This window comes from Acutalibacter intestini (assembly GCF_034334985.1).
Taxonomy (GTDB): Bacteria; Bacillota; Clostridia; order Oscillospirales; family Acutalibacteraceae; genus Acutalibacter; species Acutalibacter intestini.
In genome coordinates, this window is the sequence record NZ_JAWXXL010000012.1 from 37,730 (window position 1) to 51,705 (window position 13,976).

The following is a 13,976-nucleotide window of genomic DNA, read 5'->3' on the forward strand; positions in this document are numbered from 1 at the left end:
AATGGTGCGGGGTTGCCTTTAAAGCTCCACCACCGGCAGGCCTTGCAAATACCTGCGCACCATATCCAGGGCTTGGCTGGCCGCGCAGTGCCTATGCCAGGCCCGCTCCTTTGTACGGCCCAGGGGACGGCGCTTTGCCACCCAGGTATTTTTTCCGTCGGACAGGGCAATGTACACCAGCCCCACGGGCTTTTCTGGGGTACCGCCCTCCGGCCCGGCAATGCCTGTAATGCCCACCCCCAGGCTGCTGCCGCTGGCCTGGACAATCCCCTCTGCCATGGCCCGGGCGGTTTCTTGGCTGACGGCCCCATGCTCCTCCAGGATCTCGTGGGGCACCCCCAGCAGCTGCTCCTTCACCTCGTTGGCGTAGGTGACGCAGCCCATATGGAACACCGCCGAGGACCCGGAAATATCGGTAATCCGCTTGGCCAGCAGCCCGCCTGTGCAGCTTTCCGCAGTGGCCAGGGTCTTGCCCTGCTGGGCCAAAAGCCCCACCACCAGCTCTTCCAGGCTGTCCACATCCACGCTGTACACAAAGTTTCCCAGCCGCTTTTTGATTTCGTCAATTAAGGGCTGGCACAGCCGGTCCGCCTCTTTGGTGGTGTGGGCCTTGGCAGTTACCCTTAGGTAGCATTCGCCCTCATTGGCGTAAGGGGCCAGGGTGGGGTTTTCACCGTTCATCAGGTCGTCCATCATTTGTGCTACCGGAGCCTCACCCCTGCCGTAAATGTGCACGTTATGTGAGACAATGGTGTATTCCTGCCTCTGTTTAAGATAAGGCACGGCGTAGTTGTGCAGCATGGGGGCCAATTCGCTGGGAGGCCCGGGCAACATAATAATGGCGCAGCCATTCTCCGCCTGAAAAGCGCAGCCTGGGGCCGTGCCGTTATCATTTTGCAGCACCGTGCAGCCCTCTGGCAGCCAAGCCTGCTTTGCCTGGTTTTCGCTAACGTGTTTCTCGTTAAAATAATTTTCAATACGCCGCAGGCTCTCTTCATGGAGCGCCAGCTTTTTTCCAGCCGCGGCGGCGGTGGTCTCTTTGGTCAGGTCGTCGGTGGTGGGACCCAGGCCCCCGGTCATAATAAGCAGATCGCTTCTGGCTATGGCCCCCTCCACCGCCTCCTTTAGGCGCTGGGGGTTGTCCCCCACCACACTGGTGTGCATCAGGTCGATTCCAAGGGTAGAAAGGGCCCTGGCCACAATGGCGGCGTCTGTGTTTACCACCGCGCCCAAAAGCAGCTCGGTGCCCACGGAAATTATTTCTGCGTTCATCCTATCATCTTTCCTTCCGATTTCAATATTTCATCCAAAAAGCGCTCCACCTCCCGGTTAAACCGCTCCGGTTTCTTTGACGCCAGAAAGTGGTCCCCCGGCAGGATGGCCAGCCGGGCGTTGGGAATATGGGCGGCGATTTCTCGAGTATGGGCTGTCTTTACCATATCTCTGGTCCCGGCGACAACCAACGTCGGGACCGAAATGTTTCCCAGCTCCCGGGGCTCGATATTTGGCTCATGGACCATCAGCCCCAATATCTCCGCGTTGCGCCGTGCCTCCTCCGACCTACTCGCGAACCGCTTGGCAAGCCGGTACCCCAGCTCAATGGGAAGCTGCACCCGCCTCTTGATTCCCCGGGTATTCAGGTTCCCGCCGTTCAGAATCAAAGCCCGCAGCCTGCCCGGATACTGAAGCGCAAACTTCATGGCAATATTCGCCCCATCGGAAAAGCCCAGAAGGATAGGGGCCTCAATACCCATCTCATCCAGAAGCCCCTTGAGGTCCCCCGCGAACTGCTCCATGGTAAAGGGGGCGGTTCCTCGGGGAGATCTGCCGTGGCCCCGGGTGTCTACCGCAATGACCCGGCAGCGGCGGGAGAAGAACTCCATCTGGTGGCGGAAATAGCCGCCGTCCTGGCCGTTGCCGTGCAAAAGAATCAGAACGGATTCTCGGATAGAGGGCCAGCCCGCTCCCTCTTCCCGGTAATGCAGGCTGATATCCACACGCTTTACCTCCTCCAGTAGGTCCAGGGAATTCCCTTCTCATACCCGATCTTCCTATAAAAGGGATTCCCCCCGCCGGTCATAACCTCCGCCCCCAGGGGCCGCAGCCGCCGCCATAGCTCCGAAAGCGCCGCAGCGGCCAGGCCCTTATGCCTGTAATCTGGTACAGTACACAAGGGCTCCAGATACGCCAGCTTGTTTTCCGGCACCCACCACATCCCGGCGTAGCACACGTATTCTCCGGCCTTATTCATTACAGCCACGTCGTACTGGGGGGTAGCGTGGGGGGCGTTCACCAGGTCGTAGGCATACTCATACTCCCCGTTCCAGGGGCCCTCTTCCGCCTCGTGGTCAAAGCCCTTCCAGCAGCACCCGCAGGCCTTGGCCACGTCCACCCCGCCCATCTCTGTAAAACGAAACTCTGGGGGCAGGGGGTAGTCCAGAGGCTTCGTACAGTCGTACACCAGGTTTTCATAGCCCTCAGCTTTGGCAAAGCCCGCCGCTTTTGCCGCTTGTTCGAACTCCCGCTGGTTCCCCACCAGCACCAGGGTCTGCTGGCTGTCTGTTTGGGGCATATTCTTCTGGGCGTACTCCACCATCTCTGGGGCTAGGGCCTCGTACCCCTCCCGCAGGCTGAAATAGATGTCGCTCACCGGGTTTTCGTAAAAGCAGAAACCCACTATCTTCTCCCCGTCCTTCCACATCCGGCAGCGGTGGAGGTAGGACTTGTCCATCCAGCTGGACACTAGGGCGTACTCCCAAAAGGGCGCGGGTACACCGCCCCGGTAGTCCGGGGAAAAGACGTCCAGCAAAAACCGGTACACTTCCATGTGGTCGCTAAGTATGCTGAACTGTTTTGTTGTGATTTGGCTCATAAAGCGCTCCTTTCTCATTCCAGAACGGCATTTTGGCCTCCAGCGGGCGAAGCGTTGACTTTGCAACTCTTGGGCTCTGTCTTAAGAATCCGCAGGGCGCCTAACGCGCCGTAACCGCGTCTTTGCCGTATCTTTCAGCGCTCAGTTATACTCTGTGGTTATGCTAATATGCGTTGATATGTGTGGTCCGTACCTGGGCCAGGCCCTCCTCCAGCAGAGCCTCCCCGTCTATGGCCCCTTCGCCCCGCTCCACCTGCTCCAGGCTGGGCTTGGTTTTGGGGTGCCGGGGGGTGAAGATGGTGCAGCAGTCCTCGTAGGGCTCAATGGAGATATCGTAAGTGCCTATCTTCCGGGCAATCTTCACAATCTCCGCCTTATCGCTGCCAATCAGAGGCCGGAACACCGGCATGTCCACCACCGCGTCGGTGCAGGCAATGGCCTGTAGGGTCTGGCTGGCCACCTGGCCCAGGCTCTCGCCTGTAATCAGCGCCAGGCAGCCCTCGTCCCGGGCCACGCGCTGGGCAGCCCGCAGCATATACCGCCGGAGGATCAGGGTGCCCAGGTCCTCTGGACAGCGGTCCCGGATCTCCTCTTGCAAGCGGGTCAGCTCCACAGTGACCAGCTTGATGCGCCCGGCGTACTCACTGACTTTTTTCAGCAGCCGCACCACCTTTTCATGGGCCATCTCACTGGTATAGGGCGGGCTGGCAAAGTGGATCGCGGTCAGCTCCACCCCCCGCTTGGCCATGGTCCAGGCCGCCACCGGGCTGTCCAGGCCTCCGCTGATGAGGATGGCCGCCCGGCCCCCCGCGCCCACCGGAATGCCCCCGGCCCCCGGCTTGGCGTCCGCGTGGACAAAGGCCGCAGCCTCCCGCACCTCTACCCGCACAGTGACGTCGGGGTGGTGCACGTCCACTTGCAGGTGGGGGTACCGCTCCAGCAGATAGCCCCCCACCTCCATAGAGATTTCCGGGGACTTTAGGGGAAATTTCTTATCGCTGCGCTTGCACTCCACCTTAAAGGTCCTGGCGTCCTCCAGCTCCTCTTGCAGGTATTCCGCCGCCTTTTGCTGTATGGCGGGCAGGCTTTTTTCCGCCGCCCCGGCCCGGGTATAGCCCACCGCGCCAAAGATTTTGGCACAGCGCTCCTGGGCTAGGTCCATATCAGCTAGCTCGTCCTTGGGCTCCACATAGATGGTGGACTGCCGGGACTCCACAGTAAACTCCCCGGCGTCCCGCAGGCGGCGCTTGATATTCTTGATCATCACGTCCTCAAAGCTCCGGCGGTTCAGGCCCTTTAGGGCGATCTCCCCCAGCTTTAGCAAAATTACTTCGTTCATAAGCTCTCCCTTTCGGCAAAGTCCACAACCTGCCGCAAATTGTTGATCGTCCACGGGTCCCCGCCGCCCTTCCGGTCTATGAGAAAGGCCGTAAAGCCTAGGGCGCGGGCCCCGTCCGCTTCGGGCGGGTAGTCGTCCACATAAATACTCTCTTCCGCCGCCACCCCCAGGGCCTTTAGGGCGGCGTTAAAAATGATGGGGTCCGGCTTCATGGCCCCCACCAAAGAGCTGGCGGTAAAGCTGGTAAAGTACCGGTGCAGGCCGCAGTCCTCCAGGGTCAGCTCCAGCGAGGGCGGACAGTCGCTGATAACCCCCATTTTATAGCCCCGGCCCTGAAAGTATTCCAGCGCCTCCACGGTCTCCGGGTAAGGCTGCTTTTTCAGATACCACAGCTTTTCTACCAGCAGGTCCACCCGCTGGGCGGTTTTTTCGGTGATGCCCATATCCTCAAACACATACAGGTACCACTGGCGGAAAAAGGCCAGCTCTTCCTCCACCGTCTTATAGGGCGCGAAGGAGAAGCCGCCCTGCTGTACTTTGTCAAAAAATCTCATAAAGTACGGGTAACTGGCGTCAAATTCCCTCCCGCTCCACTCTTTCAGCTTTTGGTCCCGAAAGACGGTCCAGGCGGGGTCGTTATAGACCAGGGTACCATCCCGGTCAAAGAAAATGGCCTTATATTTCATGGTGATCTCCTCTCTGGTTTTGGGGGCACGGGCTCCTTTTTAGAGACTTTGGCCGCCGTGCCCAGGGCGGGGCGGGGCCTTTGGGTGACTGCCTGCGAGTAAGGCCGCTGCGGTGCCTGTCTCCTGTTTCTTTTGGGGGATTTTTGGCCCCGTGCCCAAAGAGCGGGCCGGGTTGTGGCGGGGGCACATTTAAGGGGCTGGCATCTATGGGGCCGCTGTTTCGGCGGCTTACCGCCGAAAGGCGCTACTATAAGGCGGCGCGGCTTCTGTGCTTTCACGTCACCTTTGGGGGCCGTTTGGGGCTGCATCCCCCCTCTTTTTTGCCTTGTCGCGCCGCAAGGGATTAAGGTCAAGGCCGCCTCCGGCGGCCAGGGCTTCTCGCCCTGGACCCCGGCAGGAGGTGGCCCCCCTGCACCCGCTCTTTCGCTCTATGCCGCTGGGGGCTATCTCCCGTCTATTTTTCCTTTGCCAGCTGCGCTAGCCCGGCCTTTACGCCCTCTATCAGGGCGTCTACGTCCTCTTGGGCACTGAACCTCGAAAAACTCACCCGCAGGGCAGAGGCCACCCGCTCCCGGGGCAGTTCCATAGCTGTCAGCACATGGCTGGGCTTTCCCTTCCCGCAGGCCGAGCCCGAGGACACATACACCCCCCGGTCCGCCAAGAAATGCAGCATGGTCTCGGCCCGAACGCCCAAAGCGGAGAAGTTCAGGATATAGGGCAGCCCTTCCTTTGGCGAGTTCATGGCCACGCCCTCTATTTGTTCCAGGGCGTTCCACAGCCGTTGGTGCAGGGCCTGTACCAGCGGCAGGGTCTCCCGCTGGGGCGGGGCCAGTTCCACCGCCCGGGCAAAGGCCCCAATCAGGGGCAGGCTTTCTGTACCCGAGCGCAGGCCCCGTTCCTGTCCGCCCCCAAAGGCTCTGGGCAGCAGGCGTGTGCCCTTTTTCACATACAGCGCTCCCACGCCCTTGGGGGCGTGGACCTTATGCCCGCTGACTGTACACAGGTCCACCCCCAGCTTTTGGAGGGAGAAAGGCGTTTTACAAAAGGCCTGGACGCAGTCCGTGTGCAGCAAAGCCGGAGCCCCGCCGCGCTTAATAGCCCGTGCGGCGGCCTGCACTGGCTGAAAGGCCCCGGTCTCGTTATTTACCAGCTGGATGCTCACCAGCACAGTATCCTGATCGATAGCGGAAAAGAGCGCTTCCTCCGCTACCCGGCCCTGGCTGTCGGGGCGAAGGTACGCGGCCTGAAAGCCCATAGCCTCCAGCTCCTTTACGGTGTTCAGCACCGAGTTGTGTTCCACCGCCGTGGTGACAATCTTATTCCCCAGCCGCTTTCTGGCCAAGGCCGCGCCAAAAAGGGCCAGGTTGTTGGCCTCTGTGCCCCCGCTGGAAAAGATAATCTCCTCGGGCTTTGCCCCCAGGCGGCAGGCCACTGCCTCTCGGGCAGCCTCCAGCTCCCTCTTGGCCTCAAAGCCCTTGCTGTGCAAAGAGGAGGGGTTTCCGTAGCGATGGGTCATTAGGGCCACCGCCTTGCCCGCGGCCTCGGGCAGCACCGGGGTGGTGGCCGAGTTGTCTAAATAGTGCTCCACTTTTTCCATATCCCTCATCCCAGCTTTCGGTACCCTGTGGAAAAGTCCACCTGGTTTTTCAGGGGCGCGCCAGAGAGGAAGCGGCCCAAATTCTCCACAAAAATTTCGATAATCCGCTGGTGGGTCTCCCACAAATGGTAGCCCCCAGAGACATGGGGCGTAATCACCGCCGAAGGAATACTCCACAGCCGGTGGCCGGGGGGCAGGGGTTCCGGGTCGGTCACGTCCAGCCCCGCCCCCGAAAGATGCCCCTTCTCCAAAGCGTCGCAAAGGGCCTCAGTGTCCACAATATACCCTCTGCCCACGTTCAGCAGCACCGCGCCCTGCTTCATTTTGCCAATGCGGGCCCGGTCCAGCAGGCCCCGGGTGGCGGGGGTGCCCGGCAGGGTAACAGCCACCACATCGGCCTGGGGCAGCAGAAGGTCTAGGTCGTCCATCAGGTGGACCTCGTCCGCATACTCCGGCTTTGAGGTATCGCTGCGCCGCACCCCGATCACCCGGGCCCCCAAGGCCTTGCACAGCTGGCCAAAGGCCCCGCCAATGTCTCCCATGCCCAGCACCAGCACCGTGGCCCCATACACAGAACCCACCTGGCCCTGGCTGCCCCACTGGCCTTGCAGCTGGGCGTCCCGGTACAGGTGCAGCTTTTTCTCTATCATCAGCAGGGCGCCCAGCATATGCTCGGAGATAGCGAGTCCATAGGCCCCGGTAGCGTTGGTAAGCAGCGTCCCCTGGGGCAGGGACCCAGGACGAACGTACCACTCCACCCCGGCACTGCTGGTCTGCATCCACCGCAGGTTAGGGGCGTCCGCCAGCAGGGCGGGGGAAACATTTCCCAAAATTGCATGGGCCCAGACCACATCTTCCTGGGTCAGAGGGTCAGCGGGCAGCAGCTGGGGAAACGGCAGAGACCCGCCCCGGCCAGAGGGCAAGTCCTCTCCCAGCCGAAAGCGCACAGAACAGGGCCCGGCGGCGGCCAGCAGGCTTTCTTTTTGTTCCGCCGAGACAGGCACAGTAACCAGGATATTGGGAGAATTCATAGAAGGAACTCCTTTCAGGATCAAAATATGGGAAACCGCTGCAGCGGCGAGGTATTGGGGCATTCAAAAAATTTCTACTGATGCGGGCCTTACCCAGCGGAAGCCTTTGGGCTCTCCGGTTTCTGGAGCCGCACAAAAGGGCTTCTGTACGGAAGAGGTATTATGCCAGCGGGCCGCTGTTTTGCTTTACCGAAAGGCGTTGGTTTTGGGCCGGGCGGCGCCGGTGCACCCTTTTCCCCTTTTGTCTACTGGCTTCTTCCCGCCCAATACCTTGAGGGCTCCCCGCCCTCAAACTCCCGGGAAGGGGCCTAACGCCCCTTCACCGCGCTCGCGTCTCTTCTTTTACAGTTGGTCAATCTCTTTCAGCCACAGGGCCGCGCTGGCGTCGCTGGGCATTCTCAGGTCGCCCCTGGGCGACACTGCCACTGTGCCCACCTTGGGGCCGTCCGGCAGGCAGGACCGCTTAAACTGCTGGCTAAAAAACCGCCGGTAAAAGGTGCGCAGCCAAGTTTTCACGGTGGCCGGGTCATACTCTCCGGCAAAGGCCCGGCAGGCCATGCGGAAAATTTTCCCCGGGCCAAAGCCGTGGCGCAGCAGGTGGTATAAGAAAAAGTCGTGCAGCTCATAGGGCCCCACCAGCTCCTCGGTCTTTTGGGCAATCTCCCCGTCCTTGGGGGGCAGCAGTTCAGGACTCACCGGGGTGGCCAGCACGTCCAAAAGGGCTTCCCGCAGGGCCCCCTGGCAGCGGCCAGCCTCAAACTCCACCAAGTGCCGCACCAAAGTTTTCGGCACTCCGGCGTTCACCGCGTACATGGACATGTGGTCCCCATTATAGGTGGCCCAGCCCAAAACCAGCTCCGAGAGGTCCCCGGTGCCCACCACCAGCCCGTTCCGCTGGTTGGCCATGTCCATGAGCACCTGGGTGCGCTCCCGGGCCTGGGCATTCTCAAAAGCCACGTCAAAGCGGTCCTCCGGCTGGCCAATGTCCGCAAAGTGCTGGCGCACGGCCTTTTCAATGGAAACCTCCTCAAAGCCCACCCCCAGGCCCTGGGCCATGCGCTGGGCGTTGCTCTTGGTCCGGCTGGTGGTGCCAAAGCAGGGCATGGTGATGGTTAAAATCTCCTTCCGGCTTAGGCCCAGCTGGTCAAAGGCCCGCACAGTCACCAGCAGGGCCAGGGTGGAATCCAATCCCCCAGACAGGGCGATGAGAGCGGTTTTGCAGCCAATATGCTTCAGCCGGGTGGCTAAGCCCTGAGCCTGTAGGTTTAAAATCAACTGGCAGCGCTCCTCCCGGCCGGAGCCTGGGTCTGGCACAAAGGGCAGCCGGGGGAACGCGCGGCTGGGAACAAAGGCGGCCAAGGTAGCCTCCTCATACAAAAAGGGCGCCTGGAACGCACTGGTTAGATCAGCCTCTTCCTGCCAAACATTGGAACGGCGGCGCTCCTGTGATAGACTCTCCAGGTCCACTTCCGCCAAGGTAAGGCCTGTGGAGAAGAGCGCGCTCTCTGCCAGCAGTCCGGCGTTTTCGGCAATGATGTTGTGCCCCGCGAACACCAGGTCTCCAGTGGACTCCCCCGCCCCGGCGTCTGTATACACGTAGGCACTGATGGTATGGCCGGACCAGGTACGCACCATGTCCTGGCGGTAAGCGGCCTTGCCCGCCACCTCGTCGCTGCACGAGGGGTTAAAAATCAGGGTGGCCCCGTTTTTGCACAGCCGGGCGCTGGGAGGCGCGGGGCCCCACAGGTCCTCGCAAATCTCCACGCCTACAGTAAGCCCCTCCACATTGCCGCAGGGGAACAACAGTCCCTGGCCCAAAAGGGCCTTCTGCCCGGCAAAAGAGACCTCCCACCCCTCTTGGGGAGCAGGCGCGAAGTAGCGGGCCTCGTAGAACTCGCCGTAGTTGGGGATATGGCTTTTGGCCGGCAGGCCCAGCAGCCGGCCCCGGAGGAACACAGCGGCGCAATTAAACAGGGAAGCCCCCACAGCCACCGGAACCCCCACCACACAAAGAATATCCAGGTGGGCGGTCTCTTCCATCAGCCGGGCCAGGCCCTGCTGGGCGGCGGCGATGAGGGTACGGTTCAAAAACAGGTCGCCGCAGGTATAGGCTGTCACCGAGAGCTCTGGAAAGCACACCGCCCCGCAGCCTTTAGCGGCAGCCTCTTCGATAAGCTTTTTAATTTGGCAGATGTTGTGGTCCACATCCGCCACCCGTACCTGGGGGGTGGCCGCAGCCACCCGAAAGAATCCGTCTTGCATAGGGGCATCTCCTTTTAACTAATAATTTTTGAGTTGAACTAGGGCCCGTCCGGGAACGTCAGTTTCCGCCCGAGGCTCAAAAAAGAGGAGGGGCACAGCCCCTCCCCTTTACCGCCTTGCATCCATCAAAATCAAGCTCCGGGCGCGCCCGCCTTACCAGTCCTCGTTCCCGCTGTCCCCGTCGCCATCCCCCTCGCCGGGGTCCACAGGGTCCGGCTCAGAGTAGGGCGGTTCTGTGGGTTCTGGGGTGGGCTCGGGTGTAGGCTCTGGGGTGGGTTCCGGGGTAGGCTCCGGCGTGGGCTCATTGGTCGGCGCCGGCGTAGGCGAAGCGGTGGGCGACGGGCTGGGCGAGGCCTGGCCCACCGTGCCGCTGCTCTGGCTGGTGTCAATCTTGCTTGTGTCCGTGCCCTCGCCCACAGCGAAAATCATCCCCGTAGAGCCATAGTAAGAATCCGGCAGGTTCTCGGTTTTGACTACTTCGCCATTTTTATAGAAAGTCCGCCAGGCGCTGGCATAATAGCCGCTGTTGCCAGAGGATTTGCGCACAAACTGCCCCTTTGCCAAAGAGCTGTCCACCCGGAACTCCACCGAGCCCCTGGGGGGCTCGCTGCCGGTCTGTTCAGACCCCAGCTCTATGTTGTCCCACTCCTCCGGGAAGCAGCCATAAAACTTCACGGTCAAGGTTACATCGTCCATCCAAGAGGCAATGTATACTGGGTTTTTCAAAACATTTTTAAAACGAAAGTCAATGGAGCCATAGTCCACAGTGGCGTCCAGACCAATGGGACAGTAGCCAGAGGGCACCGCGTGGCAGTCCCGCTCCACCACTTCCATGCCAGCCATCATGGCCGCGTTATATAGGGTGGTGGAACCCTGGCAAATGCCGCCGCCATAGGTCATCACGCTCAGGCCCCCCGCCAGGCCCCCGGCAGGCAGCCAGCCGTTGTTGGGGTCTGTGCTGTCGCCAATGGTCTCGTTATAAGAGAACACTTGGCCGGGCTTTAAAATGGTGCCGTTTACGTGGGAAAGCGCTAAGCTCATATTGCTGTTCCCATTAGAATTATTGTTAGAGACTGTGCTATAAGTGGAAAGCAGCTTAAAATTCTCCTGCAAATACTTCTTGGTCACCTTTGGCACTGTTTCCACAAAGGTGGCCTGTATGGCCCCTCCGTGCTTTTGAGCCAGCAGCTGCCGCACGCTTTGCAGGGTGGCGGTCATGTCCACTCTGCTGCCCTTTTGCTCCTCGGAAAAAACAAATTCCCCGGCGTCGGTATTATACTTATCAATGGCCGCGTCTTTGGCCTGGACATGGCACGCCTTGGCAGCCTCCTGCAGCTTCTGCTTGCCCTGGTCCGAAAGGTCGGTGACAAAGGGCAGCTCATATTTTTCCGCACTGCGAGTTTTCAGCATTTCGGGCAGTACCAAGTCCAGAACGTCCTGGGTGGCAAAGTCCGGGCCTTTTAACGAAATGGTGTCGTCCTTAAACTTCACGCTGATCTCCATGGATTCCAGCACCTCGTCCAGGGCATCCTTGGCCACTTCCAGGGCCTCTTCCACAGTCTTGCCCCCAATATTTTTACCGCCAATACTGGCCCCTTCTGGGAACAGGTTGGGGTCCCCGGCAGAGGAGGTCATTTGGCTTACGTCTCCATCCAGCTCCTTTTCCTGCTGGGAACAAGCCCCCAAGGCCGCCGCGATCAGCAGCGCGGCGCAGAAGGCAGCGGTTCTTTTCCATACGATTTTTGTGGTTTTCATCATCTATACGTCCTTTCCCCCACCGGGCGGGTACACTAAAGCCTTTTGAAACGTTCTTTGCCCAAATCCGGTTTACATATTATTATACAATGGTCTACTGGAAATGTAAAGGTGCTAATTTATGAAATCTTCTTTTTGCTTTTGCCCGGGTGGCAGCGGAGTCTTACGAATAACTTACGCTTTCGCAATTCACTGGAAAAACCCCCTTTTCCATGGTATAATGTGTTCTGACGAACCCCCGGAGAAGCCCTGAAGCGTGGAACGCTTTTCTTTTGCCGCGCAAAAGCGCCGGCTTTCTCCAATTGGATTTTTTAGGTAGGTATAATGCAGGGCAAAAACGCGCGTTCGCGTTACCATATTTTAGAATAACAACCATATTGGGAACACCAGGGAACTGTCTGTAAGGAGAGAATAGAATGAAGATTATGCTTTTAACCGCCGCCACTGGGGGCGGCCATATCCGTGCCGCCAATGCGGTGGAAGCGTACATCCGGGAAAATACTAGCTGGGAAGTGCAAAACGTGGACTGCCTAAAGGCCGTGGGCCGCCTTTTGGACAAAACCGTGTGCGACAGCTACCTGTTTATGGCCAAAAAGGCCCCCATGCTCTTTGGCCGCCTATACAAGCGCACCAATAAAGAGAACCGCTTTTCCAGCCTGGTGCCAAAGCTTAGCGGGCTCTTTAGCAACCTGCTGTACCCGGCCATTGCCTCTTACGAGCCGGACGTGATCATTACCACCCATCCCTTTGCCACCGAGATGGTGGCAGCCCTAAAGGATGACGGCCTGGTGGCCGCGCCCCTAATCTGCATTATCACAGACTATGGGGCCCACCGGGCCTACATTGCCGAAAGCGTGGACAGCTACGTGGTGGCCAGCGAGGACATGGTCCCCGAGCTGATGGACTTTGGCGTGCCGAAAGAGAAAATCCATCCCTTTGGCATCCCGGTCCACGGGGAATTCTTCGACCGCCAGGATCAGGCCCAGCTGCTAAAAGGCCTGGACCTGGACCCCAGCCTGCCCACCCTGCTGTTTATGGCCGGCAGTTTCGGCGTTTCCAACATCATCAAGCTCTACCGGGACCTGGCCGAGACCCAGGTGAAGATGCAGATCATTGTGATCACGGGCCGCAACCAAAAGCTGTTCGACGCCTTTGAGAAGGAGATTGCCGAAAACCCCGGCATTCCCACCCGTCTGCTGTTCTTTACCGACGAGGTAGAAAAGTACATGCACGCCGCCGACCTGCTGGTTACCAAGCCCGGGGGCCTTACGGTTTCCGAAGCCCTGGCCTGCAACCTGCCCATGGCCGTGTTCGACGCCATTCCCGGGCAAGAGGAGGATAACGCCAACTTCCTGAAGACCCACGACATGTGCGTACGCATTGACAAGGACGGCGACTTTGCCGGGGAGATTTCACAGCTCCTTCAGGAAAAAAAGCGCCTACAGGCCATGCGGGAAAACTGCGCGGGCTTTGACAAGTCCCAGTCCATTCCCAATATGCTAAGCCTCATCCAAGAGCTGGTGGATAAAGAGGTGCGGGTATGAGCTTTTCAAAGGAGGACTACCAGGCCCTTTTGGCAGAACTAGAGGCCCTGGCGGACCCCAAGTACCGGGACTTCCACCAGGGGCTGGTGCCTGGCACGGAGATTGCCTATGGGGTGCGGGTACCCCAGCTGCGCCAGCTGGCCCGTTCTATCCTTAAGAAGGACCCCGCTGGATTTTTGGTTGCGGGGGCGCCGGCCAGCTACGAAGAAAAAATGCTTCGGGGCATGGTCATTGCCGGGATGAAGCTGCCCCCAGAGGAAAAGCTGCCCCTGGTGCGGGACTTTCTGCCCCTCATCGACAACTGGGCGCTGTGCGATACCTTCTGCGGCAGCTTTAAGCTGAAAAAGCCGGAGGAGAAAGCCGCCTTTTGGCGGTTTATCCAGCCTCTGTTTTCCTGCGGGAGGGAGTACTTTGCCCGGTTCGCCGCGGTAATGTTCCTGGGCCATTTTGTAGAAGCGGACTACATAGAAGAAGGCCTATCCCTGCTGGAGGCCATGACCCAGGAGCAGTACTATGTGCGCATGGCTGCGGCCTGGGCGGTGTCGGTGTGCTACGTGAAGTTCCCGGAGGAGACCCTTACGCTGCTTCAGCGCCGGAGCCTGCCAGCCTTTACCCAGAACAAGGCCATCCAAAAGATACGGGAGTCCTACCGGGTTGCCCAAGAGGACAAGGAGATGCTGTTGGGCTATAAGATTTGACGGGCTGGGAGGGCGCTAGGTAAGGGGCGGGGGATATACCGGCCTCTCTTCTCTGGGGGAGCCCCGTGCTGCGGGTCCGCTGTTTCGGCGGTGTTCCCCACCGGCGAAAGACGCTGCCTTGGGGGCGGCGCTTGCCTGGTTCTCCTTTTTGATCCGGGTGGGCCGGGCCGGGGGCGTGGAACCACGTTTTCT

General features: G+C 59.8%; 11 protein-coding genes. 2 read left to right on the top strand and 9 right to left on the bottom strand.

What is annotated here, in order from left to right; translation table 11 throughout:
* Nucleotides 1-18: 18 nt before the first annotated feature.
* From U8U68_RS10555 to U8U68_RS10595, 9 genes are all read right to left on the bottom strand, one after another.
* The gene (locus tag U8U68_RS10555) at nucleotides 19-1,272 is read right to left on the bottom strand and encodes a competence/damage-inducible protein A (protein ID WP_322200773.1); all 1,254 of its coding nucleotides are present in this window, start codon (nucleotides 1,270-1,272) and stop codon (nucleotides 19-21) included.
* Nucleotides 1,269-1,997: an alpha/beta fold hydrolase gene (locus U8U68_RS10560; RefSeq protein ID WP_322200774.1), complete on the bottom strand. Its 729-nt coding sequence runs from the start codon at nucleotides 1,995-1,997 to the stop codon at nucleotides 1,269-1,271. The genes U8U68_RS10555 and U8U68_RS10560 overlap by 4 nt, the downstream gene beginning before the upstream one ends.
* A 5-nt stretch (nucleotides 1,998-2,002) precedes the next feature.
* On the bottom strand, nucleotides 2,003-2,872 hold the full coding sequence (locus tag U8U68_RS10565) for a GNAT family N-acetyltransferase (protein WP_322200775.1): 870 nt from the start codon (nucleotides 2,870-2,872) through the stop codon (nucleotides 2,003-2,005).
* A gap of 163 nt (nucleotides 2,873-3,035) precedes the next feature.
* Nucleotides 3,036-4,211 (bottom strand): tRNA uracil 4-sulfurtransferase ThiI, encoded by a 1,176-nt coding sequence (gene thiI, locus U8U68_RS10570; protein WP_322200776.1) that lies wholly within the window; start codon nucleotides 4,209-4,211, stop codon nucleotides 3,036-3,038.
* The gene (locus U8U68_RS10575) at nucleotides 4,208-4,897 is read right to left on the bottom strand and encodes an HAD family hydrolase (RefSeq protein WP_322200777.1); all 690 of its coding nucleotides are present in this window, start codon (nucleotides 4,895-4,897) and stop codon (nucleotides 4,208-4,210) included. Before U8U68_RS10575 ends, thiI begins: the two co-directional genes overlap by 4 nt.
* Nucleotides 4,898-5,351: 454 nt before the next feature.
* Complete coding sequence (locus tag U8U68_RS10580) at nucleotides 5,352-6,494, bottom strand: cysteine desulfurase family protein (RefSeq protein ID WP_322200778.1); 1,143 nt, start codon at nucleotides 6,492-6,494, stop codon at nucleotides 5,352-5,354.
* A gap of 5 nt (nucleotides 6,495-6,499) precedes the next feature.
* Nucleotides 6,500-7,525 (bottom strand): D-2-hydroxyacid dehydrogenase, encoded by a 1,026-nt coding sequence (locus U8U68_RS10585; protein ID WP_322200779.1) that lies wholly within the window; start codon nucleotides 7,523-7,525, stop codon nucleotides 6,500-6,502.
* Between the two features lie 342 nt (nucleotides 7,526-7,867).
* A complete protein-coding gene (locus U8U68_RS10590; RefSeq protein ID WP_322200780.1) occupies nucleotides 7,868-9,787 on the bottom strand; it encodes an NAD(+) synthase in 1,920 nt (639 codons plus the stop codon).
* A 153-nt stretch (nucleotides 9,788-9,940) separates the two neighbouring features.
* Nucleotides 9,941-11,545: a VanW family protein gene (locus U8U68_RS10595; protein WP_322200781.1), complete on the bottom strand. Its 1,605-nt coding sequence runs from the start codon at nucleotides 11,543-11,545 to the stop codon at nucleotides 9,941-9,943.
* Between the two features lie 413 nt (nucleotides 11,546-11,958).
* Between U8U68_RS10595 and U8U68_RS10600 the strand changes: the two genes are divergently transcribed.
* Both U8U68_RS10600 and U8U68_RS10605 read left to right on the top strand, forming a co-directional pair.
* Nucleotides 11,959-13,086, top strand: a complete 1,128-nt coding sequence (locus tag U8U68_RS10600; RefSeq protein ID WP_322200782.1) for an MGDG synthase family glycosyltransferase — start codon at nucleotides 11,959-11,961, stop codon at nucleotides 13,084-13,086.
* On the top strand, nucleotides 13,083-13,784 hold the full coding sequence (locus U8U68_RS10605) for a DNA alkylation repair protein (RefSeq protein ID WP_322200783.1): 702 nt from the start codon (nucleotides 13,083-13,085) through the stop codon (nucleotides 13,782-13,784). Before U8U68_RS10600 ends, U8U68_RS10605 begins: the two co-directional genes overlap by 4 nt.
* The last annotated feature ends 192 nt before the right edge of the window (nucleotides 13,785-13,976 follow it).